General features: G+C 55.8%; 20 protein-coding genes and 3 pseudogenes. 3 read left to right on the forward strand and 20 right to left on the reverse strand.

Going from position 1 to position 22,194, the window contains the following annotated elements:
• Positions 1–166 precede the first annotated feature (166 nt).
• The 12 genes from PQR40_RS38250 to PQR40_RS38305 form a co-directional block, all read right to left on the reverse strand.
• The gene (locus PQR40_RS38250; protein ID WP_408511195.1) at positions 167–616 is read right to left on the reverse strand and encodes an SRPBCC family protein; all 450 of its coding nucleotides are present in this window, start codon (positions 614–616) and stop codon (positions 167–169) included.
• A 56-nt stretch (positions 617–672) separates the two neighbouring features.
• Complete coding sequence (locus PQR40_RS38255) at positions 673–1,302, reverse strand: NAD(P)H-binding protein (RefSeq protein WP_408511196.1); 630 nt, start codon at positions 1,300–1,302, stop codon at positions 673–675.
• A gap of 33 nt (positions 1,303–1,335) precedes the next feature.
• Positions 1,336–1,992 (reverse strand): NAD(P)H-binding protein, encoded by a 657-nt coding sequence (locus PQR40_RS38260; protein WP_408511197.1) that lies wholly within the window; start codon positions 1,990–1,992, stop codon positions 1,336–1,338.
• 74 nt (positions 1,993–2,066) lie between these two features.
• Positions 2,067–2,453, reverse strand: coding sequence for a nuclear transport factor 2 family protein (locus PQR40_RS38265; RefSeq protein ID WP_408511198.1), 387 nt, complete (start codon positions 2,451–2,453; stop codon positions 2,067–2,069).
• A 62-nt stretch (positions 2,454–2,515) separates the two neighbouring features.
• A complete protein-coding gene (locus tag PQR40_RS38270) occupies positions 2,516–2,896 on the reverse strand; it encodes a nuclear transport factor 2 family protein (protein ID WP_408511199.1) in 381 nt (126 codons plus the stop codon).
• 68 nt (positions 2,897–2,964) lie between these two features.
• Positions 2,965–4,125, reverse strand: a complete 1,161-nt coding sequence (locus tag PQR40_RS38275; RefSeq protein ID WP_408511200.1) for an NADH:flavin oxidoreductase/NADH oxidase — start codon at positions 4,123–4,125, stop codon at positions 2,965–2,967.
• Between the two features lie 2 nt (positions 4,126–4,127).
• Positions 4,128–4,763: a TVP38/TMEM64 family protein gene (locus PQR40_RS38280; protein ID WP_408511201.1), complete on the reverse strand. Its 636-nt coding sequence runs from the start codon at positions 4,761–4,763 to the stop codon at positions 4,128–4,130.
• Positions 4,764–5,341: 578 nt separating this feature from the next.
• On the reverse strand, positions 5,342–6,373 hold the full coding sequence (locus PQR40_RS38285) for an aldo/keto reductase (RefSeq protein WP_408511202.1): 1,032 nt from the start codon (positions 6,371–6,373) through the stop codon (positions 5,342–5,344).
• A 73-nt stretch (positions 6,374–6,446) separates the two neighbouring features.
• A complete protein-coding gene (locus PQR40_RS38290) occupies positions 6,447–7,547 on the reverse strand; it encodes an alkene reductase (protein ID WP_408511203.1) in 1,101 nt (366 codons plus the stop codon).
• Positions 7,548–7,630: 83 nt separating this feature from the next.
• Positions 7,631–8,191, reverse strand: a complete 561-nt coding sequence (locus PQR40_RS38295; protein WP_408511214.1) for a TetR/AcrR family transcriptional regulator — start codon at positions 8,189–8,191, stop codon at positions 7,631–7,633.
• A 1,165-nt stretch (positions 8,192–9,356) separates the two neighbouring features.
• A complete protein-coding gene (locus tag PQR40_RS38300) occupies positions 9,357–9,656 on the reverse strand; it encodes a transposase (RefSeq protein WP_408511204.1) in 300 nt (99 codons plus the stop codon).
• Between the two features lie 282 nt (positions 9,657–9,938).
• Positions 9,939–10,127: a hypothetical protein gene (locus PQR40_RS38305; RefSeq protein WP_408511205.1), complete on the reverse strand. Its 189-nt coding sequence runs from the start codon at positions 10,125–10,127 to the stop codon at positions 9,939–9,941.
• A gap of 97 nt (positions 10,128–10,224) precedes the next feature.
• Between PQR40_RS38305 and PQR40_RS38310 the strand changes: the two are divergent.
• Positions 10,225–10,710 (forward strand): annotated as a pseudogene (locus PQR40_RS38310) (2Fe-2S iron-sulfur cluster-binding protein); the annotation flags it as partial.
• 87 nt (positions 10,711–10,797) lie between these two features.
• On the opposite strand, the gene PQR40_RS38315 reads toward PQR40_RS38310, so the two are convergent.
• The 7 genes and pseudogenes from PQR40_RS38315 to PQR40_RS38345 form a co-directional block, all read right to left on the reverse strand.
• On the reverse strand, positions 10,798–11,559 hold the full coding sequence (locus PQR40_RS38315; protein ID WP_408511206.1) for a class II aldolase/adducin family protein: 762 nt from the start codon (positions 11,557–11,559) through the stop codon (positions 10,798–10,800).
• 1 nt (position 11,560) lies between these two features.
• On the reverse strand, positions 11,561–12,490 hold the full coding sequence (locus PQR40_RS38320; RefSeq protein ID WP_408511207.1) for a ketopantoate reductase family protein: 930 nt from the start codon (positions 12,488–12,490) through the stop codon (positions 11,561–11,563).
• A gap of 209 nt (positions 12,491–12,699) precedes the next feature.
• Positions 12,700–12,822: pseudogene (locus tag PQR40_RS38325) on the reverse strand (hypothetical protein); the annotation flags it as partial.
• Between the two features lie 361 nt (positions 12,823–13,183).
• Positions 13,184–13,558: pseudogene (locus PQR40_RS38330) on the reverse strand (IS5/IS1182 family transposase); the annotation flags it as partial.
• Between the two features lie 413 nt (positions 13,559–13,971).
• Complete coding sequence (locus tag PQR40_RS38335; protein WP_408511208.1) at positions 13,972–14,382, reverse strand: RidA family protein; 411 nt, start codon at positions 14,380–14,382, stop codon at positions 13,972–13,974.
• Positions 14,383–14,471: 89 nt separating this feature from the next.
• Positions 14,472–16,196: an MOSC domain-containing protein gene (locus PQR40_RS38340; RefSeq protein WP_408511209.1), complete on the reverse strand. Its 1,725-nt coding sequence runs from the start codon at positions 16,194–16,196 to the stop codon at positions 14,472–14,474.
• Between the two features lie 104 nt (positions 16,197–16,300).
• The gene (locus PQR40_RS38345; protein ID WP_408511210.1) at positions 16,301–17,797 is read right to left on the reverse strand and encodes an FAD-dependent monooxygenase; all 1,497 of its coding nucleotides are present in this window, start codon (positions 17,795–17,797) and stop codon (positions 16,301–16,303) included.
• A gap of 160 nt (positions 17,798–17,957) precedes the next feature.
• Here PQR40_RS38345 and PQR40_RS38350 point away from each other — a divergent pair, with 160 nt between their 5' ends.
• Entirely contained in the window at positions 17,958–18,563 is a 606-nt protein-coding gene (locus PQR40_RS38350; protein ID WP_408511211.1) for a TetR/AcrR family transcriptional regulator C-terminal domain-containing protein, read from the forward strand.
• 610 nt (positions 18,564–19,173) lie between these two features.
• Here PQR40_RS38350 and PQR40_RS38355 read toward each other — a convergent pair.
• Positions 19,174–20,229, reverse strand: coding sequence for a SphA family protein (locus PQR40_RS38355; protein ID WP_408511212.1), 1,056 nt, complete (start codon positions 20,227–20,229; stop codon positions 19,174–19,176).
• 553 nt (positions 20,230–20,782) lie between these two features.
• Between PQR40_RS38355 and PQR40_RS38360 the strand changes: the two genes are divergently transcribed.
• Entirely contained in the window at positions 20,783–21,565 is a 783-nt protein-coding gene (locus PQR40_RS38360; RefSeq protein WP_408511213.1) for an alpha/beta fold hydrolase, read from the forward strand.
• The last annotated feature ends 629 nt before the right edge of the window (positions 21,566–22,194 follow it).

The raw sequence follows: 22,194 nt of genomic DNA on the forward strand, positions 1-22,194 counted from the left end.
ATCAAGAGAGGGGGCGACGATTTCAATTTCTCAGAGGTCAGGGGAAGCAGACATCCCAAAAACTTCGGCGCTTAAATTTGCTTGTTGGACTGTATAGACTAGAGACAAAGTGGCAGTGAATGAACACCTCCTGAAAAAAACGGGACGCCGCAGCGCCCCCCCCCAATCAGCGCTCGTTTGTTTCCGTCAAGAAACGCTGCAAGCTGTTATGTCCTGAAACCACTAGATCACGAATGAGCGATTCGTATTGTCCCTCGGGGTCAGGCGCTCGCAGCTCAAAACCTGCCCGCCAGCTGATAAATGTCTTCGCTTGACCAGTGAGTGGTGCCGCTGTCACCGTCGCCACGTAATTGTCCAAGGGAAGCGGCGCTTCTTCGAACCGGTACGACAGCGTGTGGCGCTGGTCATCGACGGAAAGTAGTCGCTCTCTCACGATCGCACCGTCTTGGAGCTTGAGCCTGCGAATGCCCCCGACCAGCCCGTCAGGCTGACCATCCTCGATGCCGCTTTCAGCGATTGCCGGATGCCACTTGTGGATCTCGCCAAACTTCTTTAGGACGCTCCAGACTCGGTCTGCTTCACTGTCGATAACTGCGGAATACTCTACGGTCGGCATGATTGGCACCTCGAAAGTTTGTTGGGTTAGTAAATCTTTTTCTGATGTCGCATCGATCAGACAAGGCGATCTGATGTAACGATGTGAATCCCCGGTGCCGGACTGATCGCAGCCTCTATCAAGGCACCGGCAATACGCGGCGCCGGATTGAGGTGCCAGCGGCGCGGCAACAGCCGTCGGCTCAGCATCAACGCGACGACCAGAGCCTGTTCCCCAATTCTGAATTCTTCCCGGAACCCGCTGATCACGCCCGGGCGCACGTAGGTAATCGCAGTAAATCCGATACCAGCAAGCTCACGTTCCACATCGCCCTTGACGCGGTTGTAGAAGAACCGTGACGCCACGTCGGCACCAATGGCCGAATTCAGTACGAATACAGGCGTACCATGTCGATGAGCCAGACGAGCAACAGCGAGTGGGTAGTCATGGTCCACCTGCCGAAAAGCTTGCCTGGTGCCGGCAACACGCATGGTGGTTCCGAGCGCGCAGATCACGGCGTCCGCCTTCCACCATTCCGCATCTTCCGGCAGATGATCGAAGTCGACCTGCAGTGCGTGCAATTTTGGATGCACCGGTAACGCACGGCGCGCAAGAGCGACCACGCGGTCGATCTTCGAGTCGCCAAGCGCCGCATCCAGAACGTGCCGCCCGACTAATCCGGTCGATCCCACCACAAGCAGATTCACGCTCGGCTCCTTCAGCTATGGGCGACGTTCGACTTAACGACGGACGAGACGCCGGATCGCATCTCCAATGGGCATGTCACCTTGTGTCAACTCGATGATGATCCGGTTCACTGCCGGCTGTTCGACAAGCTCGACGATCGTTGCGGCCACGTCGTCGCGCGACACATTGCCATACGAAATCGCCACATCGGCACACACCTTGCCGTGGCCCGGTGTATCGACCAGCGTTCCGGGACGGACGATTATCCAATCCAGGTCCGTTTCCACCAGACGGACGTCCGCTTGTTTCTTCACGGCGATATAGTTCTCGAAGCCTTCGGATACACGCCCGCCCCTGAGGGCGTCGGGGAACACCGATACCAGGACGAAGCGTTTGATTCCCGCCAGCTTCACCGCCGTCACCGACAGCTCCAGTCCGCGACCATCGATTGCATTGGTCAACTCCATGCCGACACCACCTGCACCCGCGGTGAATACGACTGCATCGCTACCGGACATGAACTGGGCCAACCCTTGTGCATCGAGATCGAGCAAGCTACCGGCAATCGGCGTACCGCCCAGCGCTTGCAGTTCGCCGCGCTGCTCGGGCTTTCGATGCAGAGCAAGCGACTGATGCCCACGGTCGGCCAATCGCCGGACAAGACGTCGCCCGATCTTGCCTGCGGCGCCGATGATGAAGACTTTGCTCACGAGGACGTCCTCACGATTGTGATCAACGGATGTCGACCCAAGCCTTGTAGTGCAGGCCGAGATCGACCCAGCGCTCAACCCTCGAACTGGTGATATACCTTGGCGACCACTTTCCAGGCGCCGTTGATTTTAATCAACGTAAGAAAGTCGTTGTAATCAGCACCGATCGCATCCTTCTCCATATCGACACGCACCACCGCTGTGGTCGGGGTGATCGCAAGCACATCGAGACGCGTGGCAATCTCGGGCGCGTTGCCATTCTTCTCGACGAACTCATAAAGGTTTTTCACCGAGCCAGCCAGCAGTTCGCCGTTGGTGAAGCCGTACATCACGGCGTCCTTGTGAAAGGCCTCGCCGAGGATATCGACGTTGCCGACGCGCAGCCCCTCTACATACTTGCTGGCGGTCGAGATGACAGCATCATAGTCACGTGTGGGTACGGCTTTGATGTTCTTCGACATACGATTTCTCCTTTATGAACAACGGGATATGGAATATTCCCGGGTTGAAATAGATTGGCGAGTCAGGCGCTCAGATGCGTGTGGTAGATCTTGCTGACAACGGTCCACTTGCCGTCGACCTTCAGCAGATTGAAGAAATCGGTAAAACGGAAGCCAGAAATATTGTCCGTATCCACCCGCGCGCTGGCAGCGGTGCCCACGATGTCGATGCGAACGATGGCGGATTTCGCCTCTGGCGACGGCCGAAACGACGAGTCGATCACGTCATAGAGCACCTGAATTTCGCCACCAACCAGCTTGCCGCCATCAACTCCGAACATCGAGGCTTTCTCGTGGAAGGCCGGCTTCATGATGGCGCTACTTGCCTTCGCGCCACCTTCGCTGTACTTGTTCAACACGTCGACGATGGCGCTGTATTCTTGTACGTATGTCGCTTCGTTCATTGCGTCACTCTTGATGGAAATAGGAAAAAATAACTCCAGTGCGGTTGCCCGGGAGCGAGGATGTAGGGCTATTGGCCGACATCGCCGGTAGACGGCGCCCACGGCCCTAGTAGCCGAAGCCTTTTCTCGCGACCATTCAACCACCAGCCGTATTGCCGTGGCCAGCCGTTGAAAGAACTGTCCAGATCGGTCGCCTCGAGCACGCGCTGCGCACGGTAGGCGAAATGCGGCTCCAGCAATGCCTCTCGCCCGATCGCAACAAAGTCCGCTTGACCGGATGCAACGATGCGCTCGGCTTGGATCGGATCGACAATCAGACCAACCGCCATCGTGTGAATCTCTGCGTCGCGCTTGATCCGCTCAGCGTACGGCACCTGATAGCCATAGCCGTTTGGGTACTCGTACGGCCCGCCGATTCCTCCAGACGAGCAATCAATCACATCGACGCCTATACCGGCCAGTTCCTTCGCAAACAGCACGCTGTCCTCGATCGAGACACCGTCGCGACTGCCATCGACAGCAGAGACACGGACAAACAGCGGCTTGCCAGCCGGCCAGATCGCGCGCAGTTCCCGTGCAATCTCCAGCGGAAGTCGCATGCGCCCTTCAAGATCACCGCCGTATTCATCGGTCCGCAAATTGGTAAGCTGCGACAGGAAAGAATTCAGCAGAAAGCCGTGCGCACAATGCAATTCGAGTACATCGAAACCCGCTTTCAGCGCCCGCCGCGCCGCGGCGGCAAAATCGGCACGCACCGTGGCGATTCCGGATGCATCGAGCTCATGGGGAATTTGCCAGTCTTCATCAACGGGAACGGCACTGGCCGAAACTACCGGCCACGGTACGTCGCCACTAACACCATCCGCCGGGGTCAAAGGCCCGTCACCGTCATAGGGCCGCTGCATACTCGCCTTCGGTCCGGCATGTGCAATCTGAATGCCAGGTACCGCTCCTTGTCTCTTGATAAAGGCAGCAATGGCAGCCAATCCTTCGACGTGTGCACCGTGCCACAGGCCGATATCACCGTGTGTGATTCGACCCTCAGGCGACACCGCCGCTGCCTCGACCATTACGAGACCGAATCCACCTAGTGCGAACTTGCCGTAGTGCACACCGTGAAACGGTGTCACTAAGCCGTCTTTCGCTTCGTACTGGCACATCGGCGACAACGCGAGGCGATTGCGGAATTCCACGCCGCGGAGACTAAATGGCTCAAATAGCTTACTCACAATCAAGTTTCCATTTTCACGGCACGATTCACAGCGTCGCGTGCAATCCTGGCGACGAGAAAGAACGCCAGCATCACTGCTGCGAGCCCCAACCAGTACAAGTTTCCCCAGTCCAGGACTGTCGATGCATGAGTACCACCCATGATTTCGCGGATACCCGGAACGAGCGAGCCCAGATAGACGTAGAGAAAGGTACCGGGTAGCAGACCCAACCACGAGCCCAGAACGAAATCGCGCAAGCGGACCCGTCCTGCTCCCAACACATAACTGAGCGGCGTCAACGGAATAACTGAAGTCAAACGCAACAGCAAAATGAAAAGAAACGCCCGTTGCCCAATCGTCGCGTCGACAGCCGCGAGGCGCTGGCGCGATTTCAGCCACCGCAGTATTCGCGGACGAGTCATTGAACGACCGATCAAAAAGACCAGCAACGCAGAAACAATACCCAGCGACAAAGCCAGCAACATTCCCGACACCGGCCCGAACTTGAAACCGGCGATTGCCGCCAATAAAGAAGCGGGCACAAGAACCATCGTTCCCACGACAAAAACCAGAGCGAAGATTCCCAAGCCCAACCAGCCAACTCCACCGCCCCATTCGACGGCGCTTATCGTGCCTTCGACCAGCGTTGCGCTCATGCGGCACCCTTCGTAAGCAGCCGGGCTAATAAAGGGCGAGTCGGATCCCCTGCACTTCGCGTCATGACCTTCGCTCCACTGAATTGCCGTGATGAGATTGGCCTACAAATGGCACGCATTACTATAGCGTCTGCTACCTATTTCGACAATTATATAGGGAACACTACACATTGTGTCAATTGTCCCGCCGCACCATGACAATTTCTTCTCGATCCATGCAGGATCATTGACCGCCCTACCTCGAAACAACGGGTAAGCGCTGTTACATTTCGTTGAAGTTCATGCATGACCGTGTGCGCGCTGGTACACGATCTCACCGTTTCGCGTGATGATCGCGACTGCACCGACAATGCGCCGCTCTCGAGCGCTGTGGCAAAAGCCTCATCAAGTCGCTCAGCAAGCCGTGGTACATCGACTCGCGTGGACGTTTGAACCATTGGTTCTGTCTCCATCTCACAAAACCTCTTGATTTGAGAGCGCTGACCGCACTCGCACACGCTGATTTCCACCCCTCGGCACCCTGTCGGGCCCTTGCGCGCAGAATGCCGGCTGCGCAAAGGCCGACATGACCTATCAGCTCATTCTGTCGGGGCGTTGCCAGGGATCAACGCGCGAGCCTTCATCTCTTGCCAGAAAGCCTTCGGCGCGGAGGTCGATGCTGCGCGGATGTTCTCCCGTACGGCATCCGCATTCTGCGCCCCCAGGAGAACGGTGCTGACCGCAGGGTGCAACTTGACGAACTCGATTGCCGCCGACACCAGCTTCACGTCGAACCGCTCGCACACGGTCTCGATTTCCCTGACGCGGTTCAAGATATGTTCGGGCACCGTCTGGTAGTCGTACGACAGGTTGCCGCCACGGGTCCCTGTCGCAAGGATCCCCGAGTTAAATACACCGGCCGCGATGACCGACACGTCGCGCCTACGCAACTCGTCGAATGCACCTTCCAGAGGCGCGTGATTCAACAGTGAATAGCGCCCAGCGATCAGTGCGCAGTCGAAATCGAATTCAGACGAGGCCCGCAGCACCGAATCAGTATCGTTCACGCCAAGGCCGACAGCCGACACAAACCCGCCGGTGCGCAGTTCTTCCAGCGCCTTGTAACCGCTGTCGCCGAGCTGTTTCCAATAAATACCGGCTTGATCGCCATGCCAAGCTTCCCCAACGTCATGCAAAAGCAGTACGTCGATGAAATCCAGACCCAGGCGGAACTGGCTTCCCTCAAGCGAGCGCATAATGCCGTCGTACGAGTAGTCGTACTCCGCTACGAACGGGAGCGGATCGACCCAATCGATCGCGTAGCGCCCCTTCACCTCCGCGTTGCGATTGGCCGGCTTCAAGATGCGTCCGGCTTTGGTACTGAGGGTAATGTGTTCACGGATACCCAGCTCACGAATGGCGTGCCCCAGGTAGAACTCCGCCTTCCCGTAACCGTAAAAGGGCGCGGCGTCAAAGTGCCGGATGCCTCCTTCGTAAGCTACGCTAATGGCCTCCTCGAACTGGCGGTAGTTCACCTTACTGTTAAACCCCGCCATCCCCACCGTACCCAGCCCGATCGGACTGACTTTGGCTTTCGACTTGCCCAGCGGCTGGCTGCGCTGATCGGACATTATCTTCACCTCTCTCTGTTAGGAAACGTTCCAAGATGGCCTCGCCTATGCATGGCCGGGGGAGCGTTCAGTTTCAATAGTCGCCCTTGGGCCAGTCGGTGTAGCCCTTGGCACCGCCACCGTAGTATGCTTCGCGCGGCGCCACGGCCAATTCGGCACCAAGGCGCAGACGATCCACGAGATCTGGATTGGCGATGAATGGGCGACCAAACGCAACGGCGTCGACCTTCCCTTCCGTGCGTCGCGCAACCGCCAATTCGAGGTCGTAGCCGTTGTTGCCGATGTATGGACCTTCGAAAAGCGCCCGCAATGCATCCAGATCGACGCCACCCGGAACCTCGCGGGATGCGGCCGTCGCGCCTTCAACGAAATGCAGATATGCCAAATTGAATTTATTGAGTTGACGGATCAGAGAGCCATAGGTCGCCATGACATTGCTGTCGAGGGGCGTGTTTCCTGCATCAGGCGTCAGCGGCGACAGACGGATACCGACACGGTCGCTGCCCCATATCGCGGCTACGGCCTCGACCACCTCCAGTGTCAGCCGGGTACGATTCTCAATGGAACCGCCGTATTGATCGGTGCGCTTGTTGGTCGAATCGCGCAGGAATTGGTCCAGCAGGTAGCTATTGGCCGAATGCACTTCGACACCGTCGAACCCTGCTCGTTTCGCGCATTCAGCGGCATGCTTGTACTGCTCGATGATGCCGGGGATCTCCGAAGTCTCGAGCGCACGCGGCATCGACACTTCGACGATGCCCTTCTCCGTGTACGTGGTGCCCTCCGCCTTGACGGCGGACGGGGCAACGGGTGCCTCGCCGTTGGGCTGTAGGTCGACATGCGAAAAGCGGCCAACGTGCCACAACTGGGCGACAATCTTGCCCCCAGCCGCGTGAACCGCGTCGGTGACCTTCCTCCAGCCCGCCACTTGTTCGTCGGTCCAGATACCTGGGGTCATCGCGTAGCCTCTGCCCTGCGCCGAGATGTTGGTAGCCTCGCTGATGATGAGGCCGGCGCTTGCACGCTGTGCGTAGTATGTGGCGTGCAGTTCGTTCGGCACACCATCGTCGCCCATCCGGCTTCGCGTCACAGGAGCCATGACGATGCGGTTGGCTAGCTCGATCGCCCCCATCTTCGTGGGCGAGAATAGGTCGGTTCTAAAACTGTCAGTCATGTGAATCACCTCAATTAGTTGACCGGTCGTCTATAAATTTCAAGAATTAGCAGACCAGCCGTCTAGCGATTGAAAAAGATGCATCAGGAAAGCATCCGCTTCGTCATGCTCAAAGCGGTATCGAATGGCGCGCGGGCGTTGTCCACCTTCGCCTGCAATGAGGCGCCCAGCCACATCTGATAAAGCGATTTGGCGAGCGCATCCGCCGGCACATCGGACGATATCGCCCCGTCCGACTGTCCTTCCTCTATGCACCGCGCAAGGCGCTCGACCACCGAGCGCGTTCCCTTCTCGAGCACGAAGCGCATGTCCTCAGACAGGTCGCAGACCTCCGATCCGAGCTTGACTACCAGACACTTGCCGTCGGGCACAGCAGCCCATTGTGTGTCTACCCAAAAACGGAAATAGTCAAACAAGCGCTGGGCCGCCGTGCCCTGCCCCATCAACAGATTGTCGACTGCGGACAGATATTCCGCGAAGTACGCTTCCAGCAACGCTTGACCGAACTCTTCCTTTGATCGGAAGTAATAATAGAAGGAACCTTTGGGCACACCGACGGCCGCCACGAGCTCGGCCAAGCCGACTGCGGTGTAGCCCTTATTGATCATCAGCGGCTTCGCGACCTCTAGCATGTACTGTCGCATTTCCGCTGCCGGTTTCTTCGTGATGCGGTTTGTGCCGGCCACGCCGACGTGGCCGCGCCGAACCCTTAGCAGCGGCACGTCGTCGGTCGCATCGACCGCATGAGTGGCGCAGTTAATATCCAATGTAGGCATGAGGCACTTCGACATTAAGTGTGAATATCAGGATGCCGGGAGCGCGTTGCCTCCCTATGCGTTCGTCCTGACATGCGAAGGACGGCGCGACACTCCACGAACCATGGTCGAAGCTTAGCCACTTACTCGTTTATTTTGAATGGAACAGAACGCCATAGGTTACGAACCAAAAGTACACAATCCCTGGCTGGCAGTTCACAATGGCGCCACACAGTAGTATGTAGTTCCCGTTCGAACGCCCCACTCCGCGAAACCCCTCACGTTTCGTTTGAGACAGTGGCCTGGATCGTTTTCGCATTGCCGGACACCCTTTACAAGGAAGTCATCGTGATTCGTCTCCGACACATCTGGTCGCCTCGCGCACCGCCGTGTCAAATCGGCGTTAAAGCTGGCAAATCAGAGAGTATCTTTGACATGGCAGGGCGCCGCCTTAGACGCTCCGGTTGGATTGTTTGGCAGCCTTAACACGACCTTGCCCACTGCTGCGGGCCGTTTGAGCGCGACCGTTCCGAACAGTGCCTGCGTTACAAGTGTGCGGGTCATCCGGTCACTCATGGCGTAGCCGACCAGTTCACCGGTGAACAGATCCGTGATGCCAACCAGGTACAGCCAGCCCTCGCCGGTCCACACGTACGTGATGGCTCACCCAGGCCTGGTTCGGTGAGCTCATGTCAAAATTGCGTTCCAGAAAATTCGGTGCGACCGGCCGATCGTGCTTCGAATCCATCGTGTTTCTGAATTTGCGCTTCTGCCTGCAACGTAGTCTCAGTTTCGCACGAATGCGCCTGATGCGATGAAGGCGAGCGCACACACCCTGATCGAGCAGATCGGCCTGCAATCGCTCGCGACCATATGTCTGCCGGGCCCTGCTCATGCGCCGCTGCAATTTCGACTTCAAGGCGCCCATTCTCCCACGCACGAGGCGATTCGGGTCGCCGACGCTAGGCGTAAAAGCTGCCGGCTCCCAGCCCAAACACCCGGCACAGTATGGCAACCGGGCAATCCTGTCGCATCGCTTCGATCCGGTCGTACTTCATCGCGACTCCTTCGCGATATAGACCGTCGCTTTGTTTAGAATGTCGCGCTCCATAGTGACTGTCGCCAGCTCACTGACACACGCCAGTTCTGCTTCCAGCTCCGTCAGCGGCTTTTGCGTCTTGCCGACTTTCGCCAGCGTCCCACTATGCTCGGCAACGATCCAGCCGCCCAGCGTCTTCACCGACATAGGCAACCGTTCCGCCGCTTCCTGCTGCGATAATCCACCAACCAGGACCACCTTCACCGCCTGCTCCCGGAACTCCTTCGTATAGCTGCCTTTCGGTCCTCGTTTCATATGATCTCCGTCTCGCTCATTCTACGAAACATTGATCTCCACTTTTCCCAGCCTACCTCATCGCGATCGCGGCTGGAAGGCGATGGGAATGGCTCAGGATGCGTGCGCCAAAGTCCAACTGGGTGGCGATTGAATACCAATAACGATCAATCACATTTGAGAATATTTCGTACAACTTTTCACTCTGTCATCTTAGGTTCGCCTTCCAGTTTCGAAGACGGGCCGCGACCGATCTTCGCGTCCTCAGTCTCACCGTCGACCGAAGGGTACCGCGTCCTCACATCACGTCTTGGCGGAGAGAAGCAACACATCAGCTATGACCTTTACGTGTGTCAAAATCCCCATATGCCCCGCATCAAGTGACTTCATGAGCATCCCATCGGCTGCCGCGCGGGCCGCCACTTCGTTAAAATAGGCCGACTCGGCGATACAATGCAGATATCTCGCGCGAAGTTTCGTCGATGGTGCCATCGGCAATGGCTCTTCGTGCGTGCGAATTGGCATCGACGTCAGTCTGCCATCGACGACTGAGCCTAGCTCAGGAAAAAACACACTCGTTTCGACCGGTTTGACAAACGAGCGATTGCATGTCTACTGCAGCGAAGAAGGAAGACGCAATGACTTCTCCGCGCTGCTTGGCGAGCCAGACCTCGAAACACAAACCTACGCATACGGCCCCGCTGCGATGTTGCAGACGTTGGAAGTGAGTTGCTCCGCCTGGCCTCAGGACTCGTTGAGATTGGAGCGCTTCGAGTCTGTTTCAACTGGCACGAATCCGACCGAGGAACATGCGTTCGAGGTCGAACTCATGGACTCCGATCTAACGGTGTTCGTGGCGGAAAATCAGACTTTGCTTGGAGCCTTGCGCGCGGCGAACATCGATGTTCAGAGTGATTGCGAAGACGGGTTATGTGGATCGTGTGAGGTCAGGGTTCAGGCCGGAAAAATCGACCATCGTGACGTCGTGCTCACATGGGCAGAACGGGAAACCAACACCCGGATGATGACATGCTGCTCGCGTGCGCAGGGTGAGAAGCTCCTCGTGGAGCTTTGATGCGGTAGAACCCCGCAGACGCGGGGCACGACATCTTCGCCGCGCCGTATCGTGAGCAATTCTCCTGAATTGCTCGACGACCTCCAATTAATCGAGGAAGCTGGAATCCTTCTCCTTCATCCAGCGCATCATTGCGTCAAAAAGCATCTTGCCTTCCTTACCCCTCGAGCGAGCTCGTGCATGCTGCTCAGCGCAATGAGCGGCGACCTCAGGACCCGCGAAATTCAGCTCGGCGCCTCCGGCAGAGGCAGCGACCTGAACCTCGCATGCACGCTGCAAGTGGTAAAGATCCATGAAAGTCTCCGCTATCGTTTCGCCGCAGACGAGGAGCCCATGGTTGCGCAAAATCATGACCCGCCTGCTTCCAAGATCGGCAGTGAGTCGCGCGCACTCATCTGTGTCCAGGGTAATGCCCTCGAAGTCGTGATACGCGACCTGGTCTGTGTAAAACATCGATGTGAAGCTGAGGGGCAAAAGTCCCTGCTTCTGACATGCCACCGCCTGCCCTGCCGTCGTGTGCGTATGGGCGACCGCGTGCATGTCGGGTCTGGCGCGATGAATGGCGGAGTGGACGACGAAGCCCGCTGGATTAACACTATGGTCTGCGGATCCTACCACGGTGCCATCCACGTCAATCTTCACGAGGTTGGACGCTTTTACTTCGCGATACATAAGTCCAAACGGATTGATGAGAAAGTGCTCATCGTTACCGGGCACCCTTACCGTGATGTGGTTATAGATCAGCTCATGCCAGCCGAAGTGGTCGAAAAGTCTGTAGGCGCAGGCTAGCTGCCTGCGAGCCTCTGTCTCTCCTTCGGTTTTCGATACATCCTGTAAGGTCAGGCTCATATCAGGCTCCATTGCTGTAGGGCTTCAGGCACGCATACGCGACCTGATGAAAGGGCGTGGGTATTTCGTGGCGCCTGCCGAGGGAGCAGATGAGGCCGCTGAGTCCGTCCAGTTCGAGCGGTTTGCCGGCATGAAGGTCGTGGCTCATGGATGCGACCACGTCACTGGGTAGGCGCTGCAAGAAGAGAAGCGCTGCTTCGACGTGATCGTGTGTCAGTGCGACGCCCTCGGCGATCGCGAGCGCGTGGATCTCATGAATTGACTGCCGCGCGAGCGCAAGCAGACGAGGGTCCTGATAAATTACACCTGCATTTGCGCGAGTCAGACAGGTCAGCGCGGCGTTGGTCGCGAGGGCAAGGAATTTTGACCACTGAGCAACCCGCACATCATCGACGCAGCTGGCGCGTACCTGGAGAGGGTTGCCGGGCTTGTTCACCGTCTGCACGAATCGTTTGACGGTTGGGTCGGTGGTCGCGTTGACGCCCCCAAAGGTAATTGACGACATGTCCGACAGGTAATGCACGAGCCCGGGGCGTTCCATTCTTCCAGACACGAACGCAAGCCCACCGTAGACTTTTGCGTCCGGAGCGCCTGCCAGTATCCGCTGGACTCCATCGATGCCGTTTTGCAAACTGATCACTGCTCGTGAGCTTTCCAGTGCAATCTTCCATTGACGTGCCGAGGACTCCGCGTCGTAGAGCTTCACGCAGGACAGAATCACGTCAATCGTCCCAACCTTCTCAGGGCTGTCAATAACGCCAATATTGGTAACGCAAAAGTCCCCACGCGGGCCAAGCAGCTGAACACCATCTGTCATGATGGTTGTCCTGTTTATGTCGCGTACGGCAAACACGACATCGTTGCCGCCGAGCGCTAATGCGGCGCCGAAATATGAGCCCACCGCTCCCGCGCCCAATACCATGATTTTCATGTCCATCATCCAAAGAATTTCTGACCGACTTCACGGGCAAGACTCCCGCATACACCGGAAGCTAGCCAGGAGGAAAGTCAAAAGCGCTGCATGCTGAAAGATTATTTGCCTGCGTATTAGAAATGACTCATCAAGCAAGATCTACACGAGCTGCAAATCAGTTCGCTCATCAGTGCAAGACTAGTGTCGCGAGTTAGAAATTCACTTCATTACCCGGTTTTTTTGTTAGAGAGAACGAAATGTTTGAAGTGTTGCTTGGAGAGGCGCTCGACTTCGCGCCAACCATCCTCAGTCAGGATCAGGAATTTCTTCTCGTTGAGTGGATCAGTCGCGAAGTCTCTTTCATGAAGTCGGTTGAATTCGTCCCAATCGAAGCTCTTCCAGGCACGATTTCAACAATGCACCATCAGGTAGAGGAGCGCGAGAACCGCGGCGTCAATCGCAGTGGTATTGATGTTCATGGCGGTCATCTCCGCTTCTTCGTATCTGCCCTACTCATCATACTGTGCTACAGGCAGCAGGTTGTTCAAGGAATTTCTAACTCATGACACTAGCGAGCTGTTGAAATGCTCTTTCTTCGGGGTCCGGCATCTCATTCGGAAGATGCCGTTGCGACGAATAGTTCTTGCCACGTTGACGCTGAATTTCCTTGACTCCTGCGCCATCGAGTCGTTTTCTCGCCTCCTCACACTTTCATGTTGTCCGGGCGGCAAGAGTTCGCACGCGCATCAGGTTGTAGTATGTCGCCCGAGTCCGCAGGAAGAGTTGGGCGACTCTCTCGATACATTGCCTGCCGAACCCTGCCGACAGTCTTGCTCCAGCCAAAGACCTACTCAATGTATTTTCGCTTGCAATGACTGATGGCGTAGACGGACCAGCGCGTTGCACGCCCCTCAATAGTCGAGCCACCCGCGCGGCTGTCACTTTGCGCCACATGCGGCGTCACACCATTTGCGCGGCACGTCGCCACGAACCCGGCTGCGTCGTAGTTCCTGTCAATGCCGACCGTAATAGACGCATCGGCAACTGCGCGGCAACCGCAAGCAATTCTGCCGCTGGATCGCGCTCGTACATACGTGAAAAGACCGCATCCGTGTGATGCCAGCGTCGTTCAACCACAGCCGGATCGGCCACAACAGATGACAGGCTGGAACCAAGTCATCCAGCCTGGACATTGTGAACATCGACTCGGTATAGCCGTCCGCTCCGCGCGTCGCTTCAGCCCCAGTGCTCTCCGACTCCTCGTTTCAATGTTTACCCCTAGCGCCTGTATGACGAGTGCGGAAGGCATTTCAACAACCTGCCAGGTTTGATCTGGAAAACCAAGCAACTCGGGCCCCGAGCGTTCCACCTATCCGGCTGTCCGAATTCGCACGGCCACCTCTCGGCCTGCATCAACGGGCCGGACAAAGCGTGCTGCCTTGATCTGTCGATCTACATATAAAACCCGCTCGCAATCCGGCTGCCGTCCACTTAGGCAGCTATCGCTGCACAGGCAGTGCGACGATGGCGTCGATCTCGATCAACCAGTCGGGTAACCCCAATGCCTGAACGCCAAGAAGAATGCTGGCAGTACGTGGCCACTGATCACCAAAAACCTTGAGGCCAGCTTCAAAGATAACTGGAATCAGTTCGGGGCGATGGTTTACGACATTTATTGTCATCCTTGCGACATCTGAACTGCTTGCGTCTAGCGCTGCGATAGCAGTCCGGATGTTTGTGAAACACTGAGTGGCCTGCTCCGCATAACTGCCTTTGCCGATCAGGTTGCCTTTCTCGTCCATAGCCACTTGACCAGCAATGAACGCGAACCGACCTGGAGGAGCGATTGAGATTTGCGCGTAGAGATTTTGGATCGGCGGCGGCAGGCCATCTGGGTTCATCGTTTCCATCAGGATTCTCCATGTTATATGGGGTTATTTGTCCAGCCATGGCTCCCCGGTGTCCGGGGATACAATGAAATCCTGCATTGAGGCAGGGATCATGCATCCAGTATCAGATTACTGAGCGGGCGGCTTATACAAAGGCACGCATCTGCACCAGCTTCCTGAGGTGTCACATCGCCCTCCAGCACTTTTGTTCTGCACGAGTAACAGGTGCCCGCGCGGCATATGTTCGGTATTGAGATGCCGTTCATCTCCGCCAGTTCGAGCAGGGTCGGCGAAGTTGTGGGCATCCAGTTTGCTGTCACCGCCGAACGTGCGAAACGGACTGTGCAAGGATTCACCGACCCCGATGAACCTTGATTGACCGAAGCGGCGGAGAACATTTCAACAAATGTCCGGTCCGGGTTCGCGCCTCCATCAATCAGTGCGTCCCGCATCTGCACGCAGAAGGCATTCGGGCCGCAGATGTAGAAATCCGCCTCATACCAGGGAACGGAAATGCCGTGACCTTTTGGCCCGACGTGATTGTCTTTCATCAGCGACTTCACGTGCTGCAGCGTCAAGTGTCCTTCGACGTCGTAGTCCAATCCGCAAATGTCAGACGCAGTGGGACGACTAAATGCATAGAGTCGATACGCCTCGTCGCACTTCTCGAGTAACTCGTCGAGGTCACGACGAAACGCCTGGCGAAGTCGATCCGTTGTACCGTAGAAAAAATAGAGAGGTGCTGCGTAGGGACTTCGGGCGACGTGAGACTGAAGCATGGCTATCAGCGGGGTAATGCCAATGCCAGCGGCTATTAGCGCGATCGGGCGGAAACCGCCCGTATCGAGGACGAACTTTCCGTCGGGTGCCTGCAGCGCGACTTTGCTGCCCGGACGTCCATGCCGGTGTAACCATGCGGATGCCCCATCAGGCGATTGCTGTTTGATCGTCAAACGATAGAAAGTTGGTTGTGATGCGAAGCTCGACAGGCTCCATACACGCATGGTGTCCGTAGGATAGGCGGTCGAGTGAGGCAAGCGTACAGCGACATATTGCCCGGCCGAAAATGGCGGAAGCTCTTCCTTGTCTACCGGCTTCAGATAGTATGATTTGGTGTCGGGCATTTCGTCGACCACTTGATCGACAATGAATTCTCGCCATTGCGGCCATGCACTCACGTGGGTGGCGGGAGCGCGCGAAATGCTCGACAACCTCGATTGAAGAACGAAGCGTACAGTCTGACTCAAAGTGTCATTTTCGAGCGCAAGTCTTGCACGATCGAGTGGCACCTCGGATTGCCCTGAGCATAATATCGCCGTCTCCGCCACGCTGGGGTTCCGCTTGTCGCGTTCGAGCAGCTTTGCCACATCGTTCATGCGAACCTGGCCAGGTCGCCGCACTGAAAAATAGACACCGGTGAATCCTGACGTCGCGAAGACACCTTGAAAAGTTCTCGGCAGTCCGAGCCGCCAGCACAGCTTCCAGCATGGAACACGAGGGCCAGCAACCACAAGCAGAACCTCATCCCCCAGCGAGAACACGTCACCTATGCGAAGAGTTGATTCATCCATGCTGTCGAAGGTCAGGTTTTCGCCGAAAAATCCGTCGCGCTTCGAGTGGCCGATTTCAGGGATTTCGTTGTGCCAGTAGTCGTAATGCGAATGCGCGAACGCATAAATTGCATCCGTGTGGATTGCACGCTCGTTACCAGCAGGACCATCTACGCCAATGATCCACGGCTCGGCAATGGGGGATTTGATGTGGCCGGTCGGAACCGGCTCTCCGCCCATCTCAACCGTCACCACCTTTCCGATGGAGAAGTTCAGCAGTTTCACCAAAGCTCCTATTTTGAGATAGCCCGCAGTATTTACTTCAGTTCTGGGTTGCCGTTCGTGCGACCGACAATCGACGCGTTGCAAGCCTATAGCGCCTACGGAACCTAGCGAGCCGGATTCCCGGTGCCGCACCAGTAGGTCATGACGGACTCGACGGTTGAGAGAAGCTCGTCCGCCTGCCGCCTCGATATCCACGCGAGATGACCATCCGGCCGGATCAGTGCGGCACTGACGTCTTGCCATTCAGGTCGGGAGATCGAGCCGGGTACCGGGTAATAAGTCGCGATACCGGCCCATGCCGTAACGGCATCGCTCAAACTACTGTTCGTGGTCAGATCCAGGAACGCGAATTTACCGGCGTGCAGTGCAGGATAAAGGGACGGCACCAGGCTTTGACCGAACTGCAGATCAGGCATCATCTTGCCAAGCTGCGGGTGGACCGGTTCCTCTACCGAGGCCTCATAAAGTACATCGTATCCCGCGATGCGCTCGGCCCACAGCTTATTAATCTGGGGAAACGCGAGTGCTTCCGAAAAGAACTCGCGGAGTGCCAGTTGCTCGTTTGTTTCGGGAACGAACACTGCAACCTGAGCCTGCGTATTGCGCATGACGGCTTGTGTGGGAGCCCTGCGTTCACGTTCGTAACTATCGAGTAACCATGCGGGTGCCCAGCCATTAATCTGGGCCGCGAGTTTCCAGCTGAGATTGTGGGCATCCTGAAGACCCACGTTGATGCCTTGGGCGCCTGCTGGAAAGAAAATGTGGGCAGCGTCGCCGGCCAGCAGGATCCTTCCCTTGCGATAAGTTGAAGCCTGCCGCGTCGCATTTCCAAAACGTGATATCCATACTGGCGAATGTGCACCGAAATCACGCCCGAAGAAACGATTCAACGCGTTCCTTACCATCTCCATCGTCATGGGTGCATCCTTCGGGCGGCGGATGTCGTCTGCGGTGATACCTGCAACACGCCACACGCCATCCTCCATCGGCGCGATCATCATCGTTCCCCTCATATCCGACTGTGCGAGCGACGTCTCTGGGGGAGTCTCAAACAGTACATCCGCGAGATAGCTGTGAATTTCATTTGAGGTTCCGGGAAAATCGAAGCCCGCGAGATCGCGGACAGTGCTACCCGCCCCATCGCATCCGACCAACCAACTGCAGCTCAGGGAATATTGTCCATCATCCGACTGAACGCCAAGTTCCACCTCATCCCCCGCGTCATCTAACATTACCAATCGATGACCACGTCGAATTTCAACCCCCTGCGATAACGCATATTCGTTCAGCAGGCGCTCAGTTTTCGACTGAGGTATTGCGAGTACGAACTGGTGCCACGTGTCTACTGCTGAGAGATCCAGCCGGGTTTTAACACCGCCGAAATGAGTTGTCGGCATCTTGATGCCAGCATTGATGAAGCGCTCTGCAATTCCTCTCATCGCGAACGTGTCGATGATTCTTGGTTGCATAGTCACTGCCCGAGAACGAGGGTCACGGTCGGCACGCGTTTCGAGGACCGCCACCTCGATTCCCTGCAGGTGTAGCTCAATGGCAAGCCAGAGACCGACAGGACCAGCACCGACAACGACCACTTGGGGCATGTTGAATCTCCAGTCAGATAGTGTCTTATCTATTGTCCAATGGACAATACTATTGCAGAAAAAATATCATTGTCAACAGCAGCGAACCCCAGGGGGAGATGCGGAGACTGGCGTCCGTTCGGTTAGAATGGTTCCTTCGTCTGGAATCGATGCCCGCCCTATGAAACGCAAACTGACCCCGGAGGATGTGAGAGATGCAGCAATCGAGGTGCTCGACGAAGGAGGTCTTGATCAGCTCACAATGCGAGCGATTGCCTCCCGCCTTCGCGTCAACCACAACGCGGTCAACTGGCATGCCCGGTCGAAGGCGAATCTTCTTGCGCAGATGGCAGATGAGTTCTTCTGTAAGTGCCTTGCGGAGCCGCTACCTCGTCACTGGAAATCGAAGGCAAAGGAGCTCAGCCGGCGGATCAGAAATGCACTGCTTGCGCATAAAGATGGTGCGAGGGTGGTGGCGGGAGCGTACTCACCATTGCCAAATACGCTTGCACTCGCTGAGGCAATGATTGCTGCGCTGTCGAAAAGCGGTGTTGCCATAGAAGATGCGGCCCAGACTCACTGGGTCCTTCTCTATTTCACGTTGGGTATTACGCAGGAACAACAGTCGATGACAGAACGCGTGATATCACTCCCGGATGATGTGACAGAGAGCCAGTATCCGCTGCTATACGCCTCGAGACCCCAGCACTATCAATTTGAAGAGGGCTTTGACAAGCGGTTCGAGTATGGACTTAATCTTATTCTTTCCGCTCTCGATGGTGCCTAGTACATACGCAATTGTCTTCCCAGCAGCAGTTTTGAGTAATCAAGGCATCACTTGCTCACTCATGAGGTCACACTAATCCTTTTGTTGGCACCTGGATGATTAAGTATTGACGCCACTTGCACTTCCCATCCGACGCCAGATATGCAACAAAGTTATCGGTTTCTCCGCTTTCACGGAGGAAAATATAGATGACGACAACGACAACCGACCTCACGAGGATATTTCGGTTATGCCGGAGCACAAGGCTGATGCGCAATTGCAGTCAGAATGGGTTCGGCCGCTACCTGATGCATCGCAGAAGGCGATTCATGATCGTTCGTGATACGAGTGCAATTTCGACTTTGAATGATTCAGATCTCAATTAAATTGAACTGAAGCGAGCTCCGTGTTTGAGGAGCTTCACTATACCCTGGTTTCAGCACGATCCGTCTACCTGACCTCCATGTAGGAGGAAGGCTCTTGGTTTTGCATTTTTCTTCCCGCGGATTCACATTGCTCGACCAAATTCAAAGTCTCTCCCAGCATTTCGGATGGGTTGATTAAGTTGAGCGGACGCTGGTGGAGTTTCCGCTCGGAAATGCATCTGAACATCGATATCACAATGCACTCGTTACTGAAACGACCGCACGGCAGAGAGGAAGACGGTCGAGGAGCCAAGCGTATTTCGCTGAGCGACAGGTAGCAAAACTTTCAGTTTGACAGCAGTTTTCCATGCGGGAATCGTATAGGCAACGACCGGCCCCATTCCCAGAGCTTCGAGTTTCTTGCCGTTCCCGCCGACGATTTGTCCGTTCTGGACATCGTCTTCCCACTGCTTTGCGTAGTATCCGGCGAGTCCAACTTGCCACGGCCCCATCCTCTCTGTCAAAGCAAAATCGATATCACCAACCGGACCGGTCGAATAGTTAGTCTGGTGATTTCTGGATGCGAAGTCGAGAAACACGTGAGCACTGATTTCAAATCCGTCGCCCAGAAAATTAGGCCTTGTCAGATAGGTAAAGGCGAAGTTTGGAATATAAAAAAAGTCATTGTGACCAGGTGATGCAATCTGGGTGGCATTGTATTTTCCGGTCGGGAAAATCATTGAATAGGCTAGCTTTACGGTCAATCCATATGGTAGGAGTGGGAGCGGAGATGCTTCTGGGTTCTGATCGATTGACCCAATGTACTTACTCCACACAAGCAGGTCGGAGTACGTATCGGAAAAACCACCGATATATGTACTGTCATTGCTGAGATCGATATGACCGTATTTAAGGGGAATCTGTACGCTTGAGGCTAACGTACCGCCGAACAGCTTGAATGGATAGACGTATAGCAGGCCGAATCCCACTTCATAGACATTCGTGTCGCTCACCTTGACGTTGGTGAGAGCATGACCGTCGTTTCCATACGCGGTGCTGTCATGCCCAGCTCCCGCAACTATGCCTCCATAGAACCCCGTTCGTGCTGGGAGATAGGCGTTTCCAAGATCGGTTCCTCCGACCGGTCCCCCATAGTATGCACCCTCGGAAGCTCTTGCAAGCGAGCATAAAGCGAGTTGAATGAAAATGACAACAATATATTTCGGAATACGAAACATTTTATCTACCTTATCAATAATTTGATTGAAATTTTCATGTGTAGCACTGTCGGGCCTTCGATCGATATCTCGAGGCACGGACATGGCGCGATGCACGATCTCCGCTTGATGGGTGCCGGATCGCCAGAGCACTAACGCTATACCATTCTTCCCAGTCCAGCACTGTTCAGCCCTGTCCAGGATTCCTGTTTACCTCCCTTTAATTGTCCGTTGGACAAGATAATTTGATGGCAATATTTGGAAGTCAATAGGCATTTCCGCGACAACGGCAGTCCAGCGTGGGCTGAAATTCGCATGTCGCAGATCCGAAATCCACGATCGAACTCGGCGCGAGGGTTGCGCACGGAGCTTCCCAACGCGTCACCGGGCGACCAACGGGGATCTCACATGTTCGTCGAAATAGTTCATACGACGCCTCTTTTCATCTTGACTTCTCGAATTTTTCGACGGAGTATTATTGTCCGATGGACAATAATGTAATGTACTCGGCGATAGTCCCTTTGGTTGTGCAGGACGCGAGACTAGATATGGATTGGTGACCCTCTGAGTCGACAAGGGCGTGTCCGAGAACATAGCGAATCGTTGCCAGCGATTGTCGCGGCGGGAGACATATTTACCTGCCTTACCGCAGTTTTTCATGAGAACCGCGAAGTCGAATTCGTCCAAAGCGATGCGTCTCTTCGTCGGGCAATCGAGTTGCAACAATCAATACCAGAGGGAGATTGCAGTAATGAGAACGTTTGTGCTGGTACATGGATCATGGACTGGGGGGTGGTGCTGGGAGCAACTGCGTCCTTATCTAGAGGCTCAGGGTCACCGGGTCCTGGCTCCGAGCCTGACCGGGGTGGCCGACCGCCATCATCTCGCGACCGAAGAAACCGGTTTGCGAACCCATATCGACGACGTGTCTAACCTGATCGAATGGGAGCGCGCCGAGAACGTCATTCTTGTCGGGCATAGCTACGGAGGCATGGTTATCACTGGTGTTGCTGCGAAAGTCCCGCAGCGTCTAGCGCATCTCGTCTACCTGGATGCGTTCCTTCCTCGAAAAGGGGAGTCTGCGTGGGACCTGCTGCCATGGCTGCGCGACGCATTCCAGTCGCTTAGGCTTTCCGATCGGCCGTGGCTTGTGAGGCCAGTCGCAACGGGAACTCTTCCTCCCGAGATAGCCTCGGTCGTTGAAGACCGGCTAACACCAATGCCCATTCGTACGCACGAAGAGCCGCTACCTACAGCGCCATCTGTCGATCTGGCTGCGACGTATCTTCATTGCGTCGCCGAACCGTCACATTTCAACGAAGTAGCTGCCCGTGCTTCTGCTAGTGGAATGGAGGTCAAGACACTTGATGCTGGGCATATGGCGCTACTGACACACCCGATGGATATAGCCGCGATATTGCTTCACACTGCCATGGCGTAGAGTGCAAGTGCTGTGGCAATGGGTGGTGAAACGAGTCGGACACTGCGTAAGGGCATCGGTAGGAACAGGTGTGAAACGCAGGGTCGAGCAGCATCAAGATCGTGCTTTTTTCGGAAAATCTCCACTTCAGGACAAGACTAGTCTTCGGTCAAGGTCGAAATTCTGTAGTCCACGAGCACGATTCGCGGTAGGACTAAATGCCCCGGCGTATTCGAGATCCAGATACCGCCCTCAGCGACATAGCCACTGTGAGCATTCACACCGGCCTAGACTCGCATTCTAGATAAAGAAGCACTTACCCTCGACCACGGGGGTTCTCTATATCGCCTGCCTCTCTGGATTTGGCAGCATATACTTTCTAATATAGGCAAATGGTCAGATCAATTCGCAGCAACGCTGACTCCCGGGGATCAGAACGTCCCCGGGAGTTCGTACTTGAGGATGTGCCGGACAAAACGATCGGCGTGTTCAGCGAGTTGGGATATCACGCCGCCTCGCTGGGCAATCGCCACGGACATCGGAATCATATACAAGGCTTTTAGCGACAAAGCAGCCAGCAGTTCCCCGTTCACGAGAATCGGCACCGCGATCGTCGCCGTGTCGCCGGGTTACTTCGACACACGAACTCA

Source organism: Paraburkholderia sediminicola (genome assembly GCF_046026855.1).
GTDB lineage: Bacteria > Pseudomonadota > Gammaproteobacteria > Burkholderiales > Burkholderiaceae > Paraburkholderia > Paraburkholderia sediminicola_A.

Coding starts and splice junctions, on each gene's coding strand:
- PQR40_RS38360 (WP_408511213.1), top strand. CDS start 20,783: ATGAGAACCGCGAAGTCGAATTCGTCCAAAGCGATGCGTCTCTTCGTC.
- PQR40_RS38320 (WP_408511207.1), bottom strand. CDS start 12,490: ATGAAAATCATGGTATTGGGCGCGGGAGCGGTGGGCTCATATTTCGGC.
- PQR40_RS38295 (WP_408511214.1), bottom strand. CDS start 8,191: ATGCGACAGTACATGCTAGAGGTCGCGAAGCCGCTGATGATCAATAAG.
- PQR40_RS38305 (WP_408511205.1), bottom strand. CDS start 10,127: ATGGCACCATCGACGAAACTTCGCGCGAGATATCTGCATTGTATCGCC.
- PQR40_RS38345 (WP_408511210.1), bottom strand. CDS start 17,797: ATGCCCCAAGTGGTCGTTGTCGGTGCTGGTCCTGTCGGTCTCTGGCTT.
- PQR40_RS38265 (WP_408511198.1), bottom strand. CDS start 2,453: ATGTCGAAGAACATCAAAGCCGTACCCACACGTGACTATGATGCTGTC.
- PQR40_RS38350 (WP_408511211.1), top strand. CDS start 17,958: ATGAAACGCAAACTGACCCCGGAGGATGTGAGAGATGCAGCAATCGAG.
- PQR40_RS38285 (WP_408511202.1), bottom strand. CDS start 6,373: ATGTCCGATCAGCGCAGCCAGCCGCTGGGCAAGTCGAAAGCCAAAGTC.
- PQR40_RS38335 (WP_408511208.1), bottom strand. CDS start 14,382: ATGGAAACGATGAACCCAGATGGCCTGCCGCCGCCGATCCAAAATCTC.
- PQR40_RS38250 (WP_408511195.1), bottom strand. CDS start 616: ATGCCGACCGTAGAGTATTCCGCAGTTATCGACAGTGAAGCAGACCGA.
- PQR40_RS38355 (WP_408511212.1), bottom strand. CDS start 20,229: ATGTCCGTGCCTCGAGATATCGATCGAAGGCCCGACAGTGCTACACAT.
- PQR40_RS38270 (WP_408511199.1), bottom strand. CDS start 2,896: ATGAACGAAGCGACATACGTACAAGAATACAGCGCCATCGTCGACGTG.
- PQR40_RS38315 (WP_408511206.1), bottom strand. CDS start 11,559: ATGAGCCTGACCTTACAGGATGTATCGAAAACCGAAGGAGAGACAGAG.
- PQR40_RS38280 (WP_408511201.1), bottom strand. CDS start 4,763: ATGAGCGCAACGCTGGTCGAAGGCACGATAAGCGCCGTCGAATGGGGC.
- PQR40_RS38290 (WP_408511203.1), bottom strand. CDS start 7,547: ATGACTGACAGTTTTAGAACCGACCTATTCTCGCCCACGAAGATGGGG.
- PQR40_RS38300 (WP_408511204.1), bottom strand. CDS start 9,656: ATGAAACGAGGACCGAAAGGCAGCTATACGAAGGAGTTCCGGGAGCAG.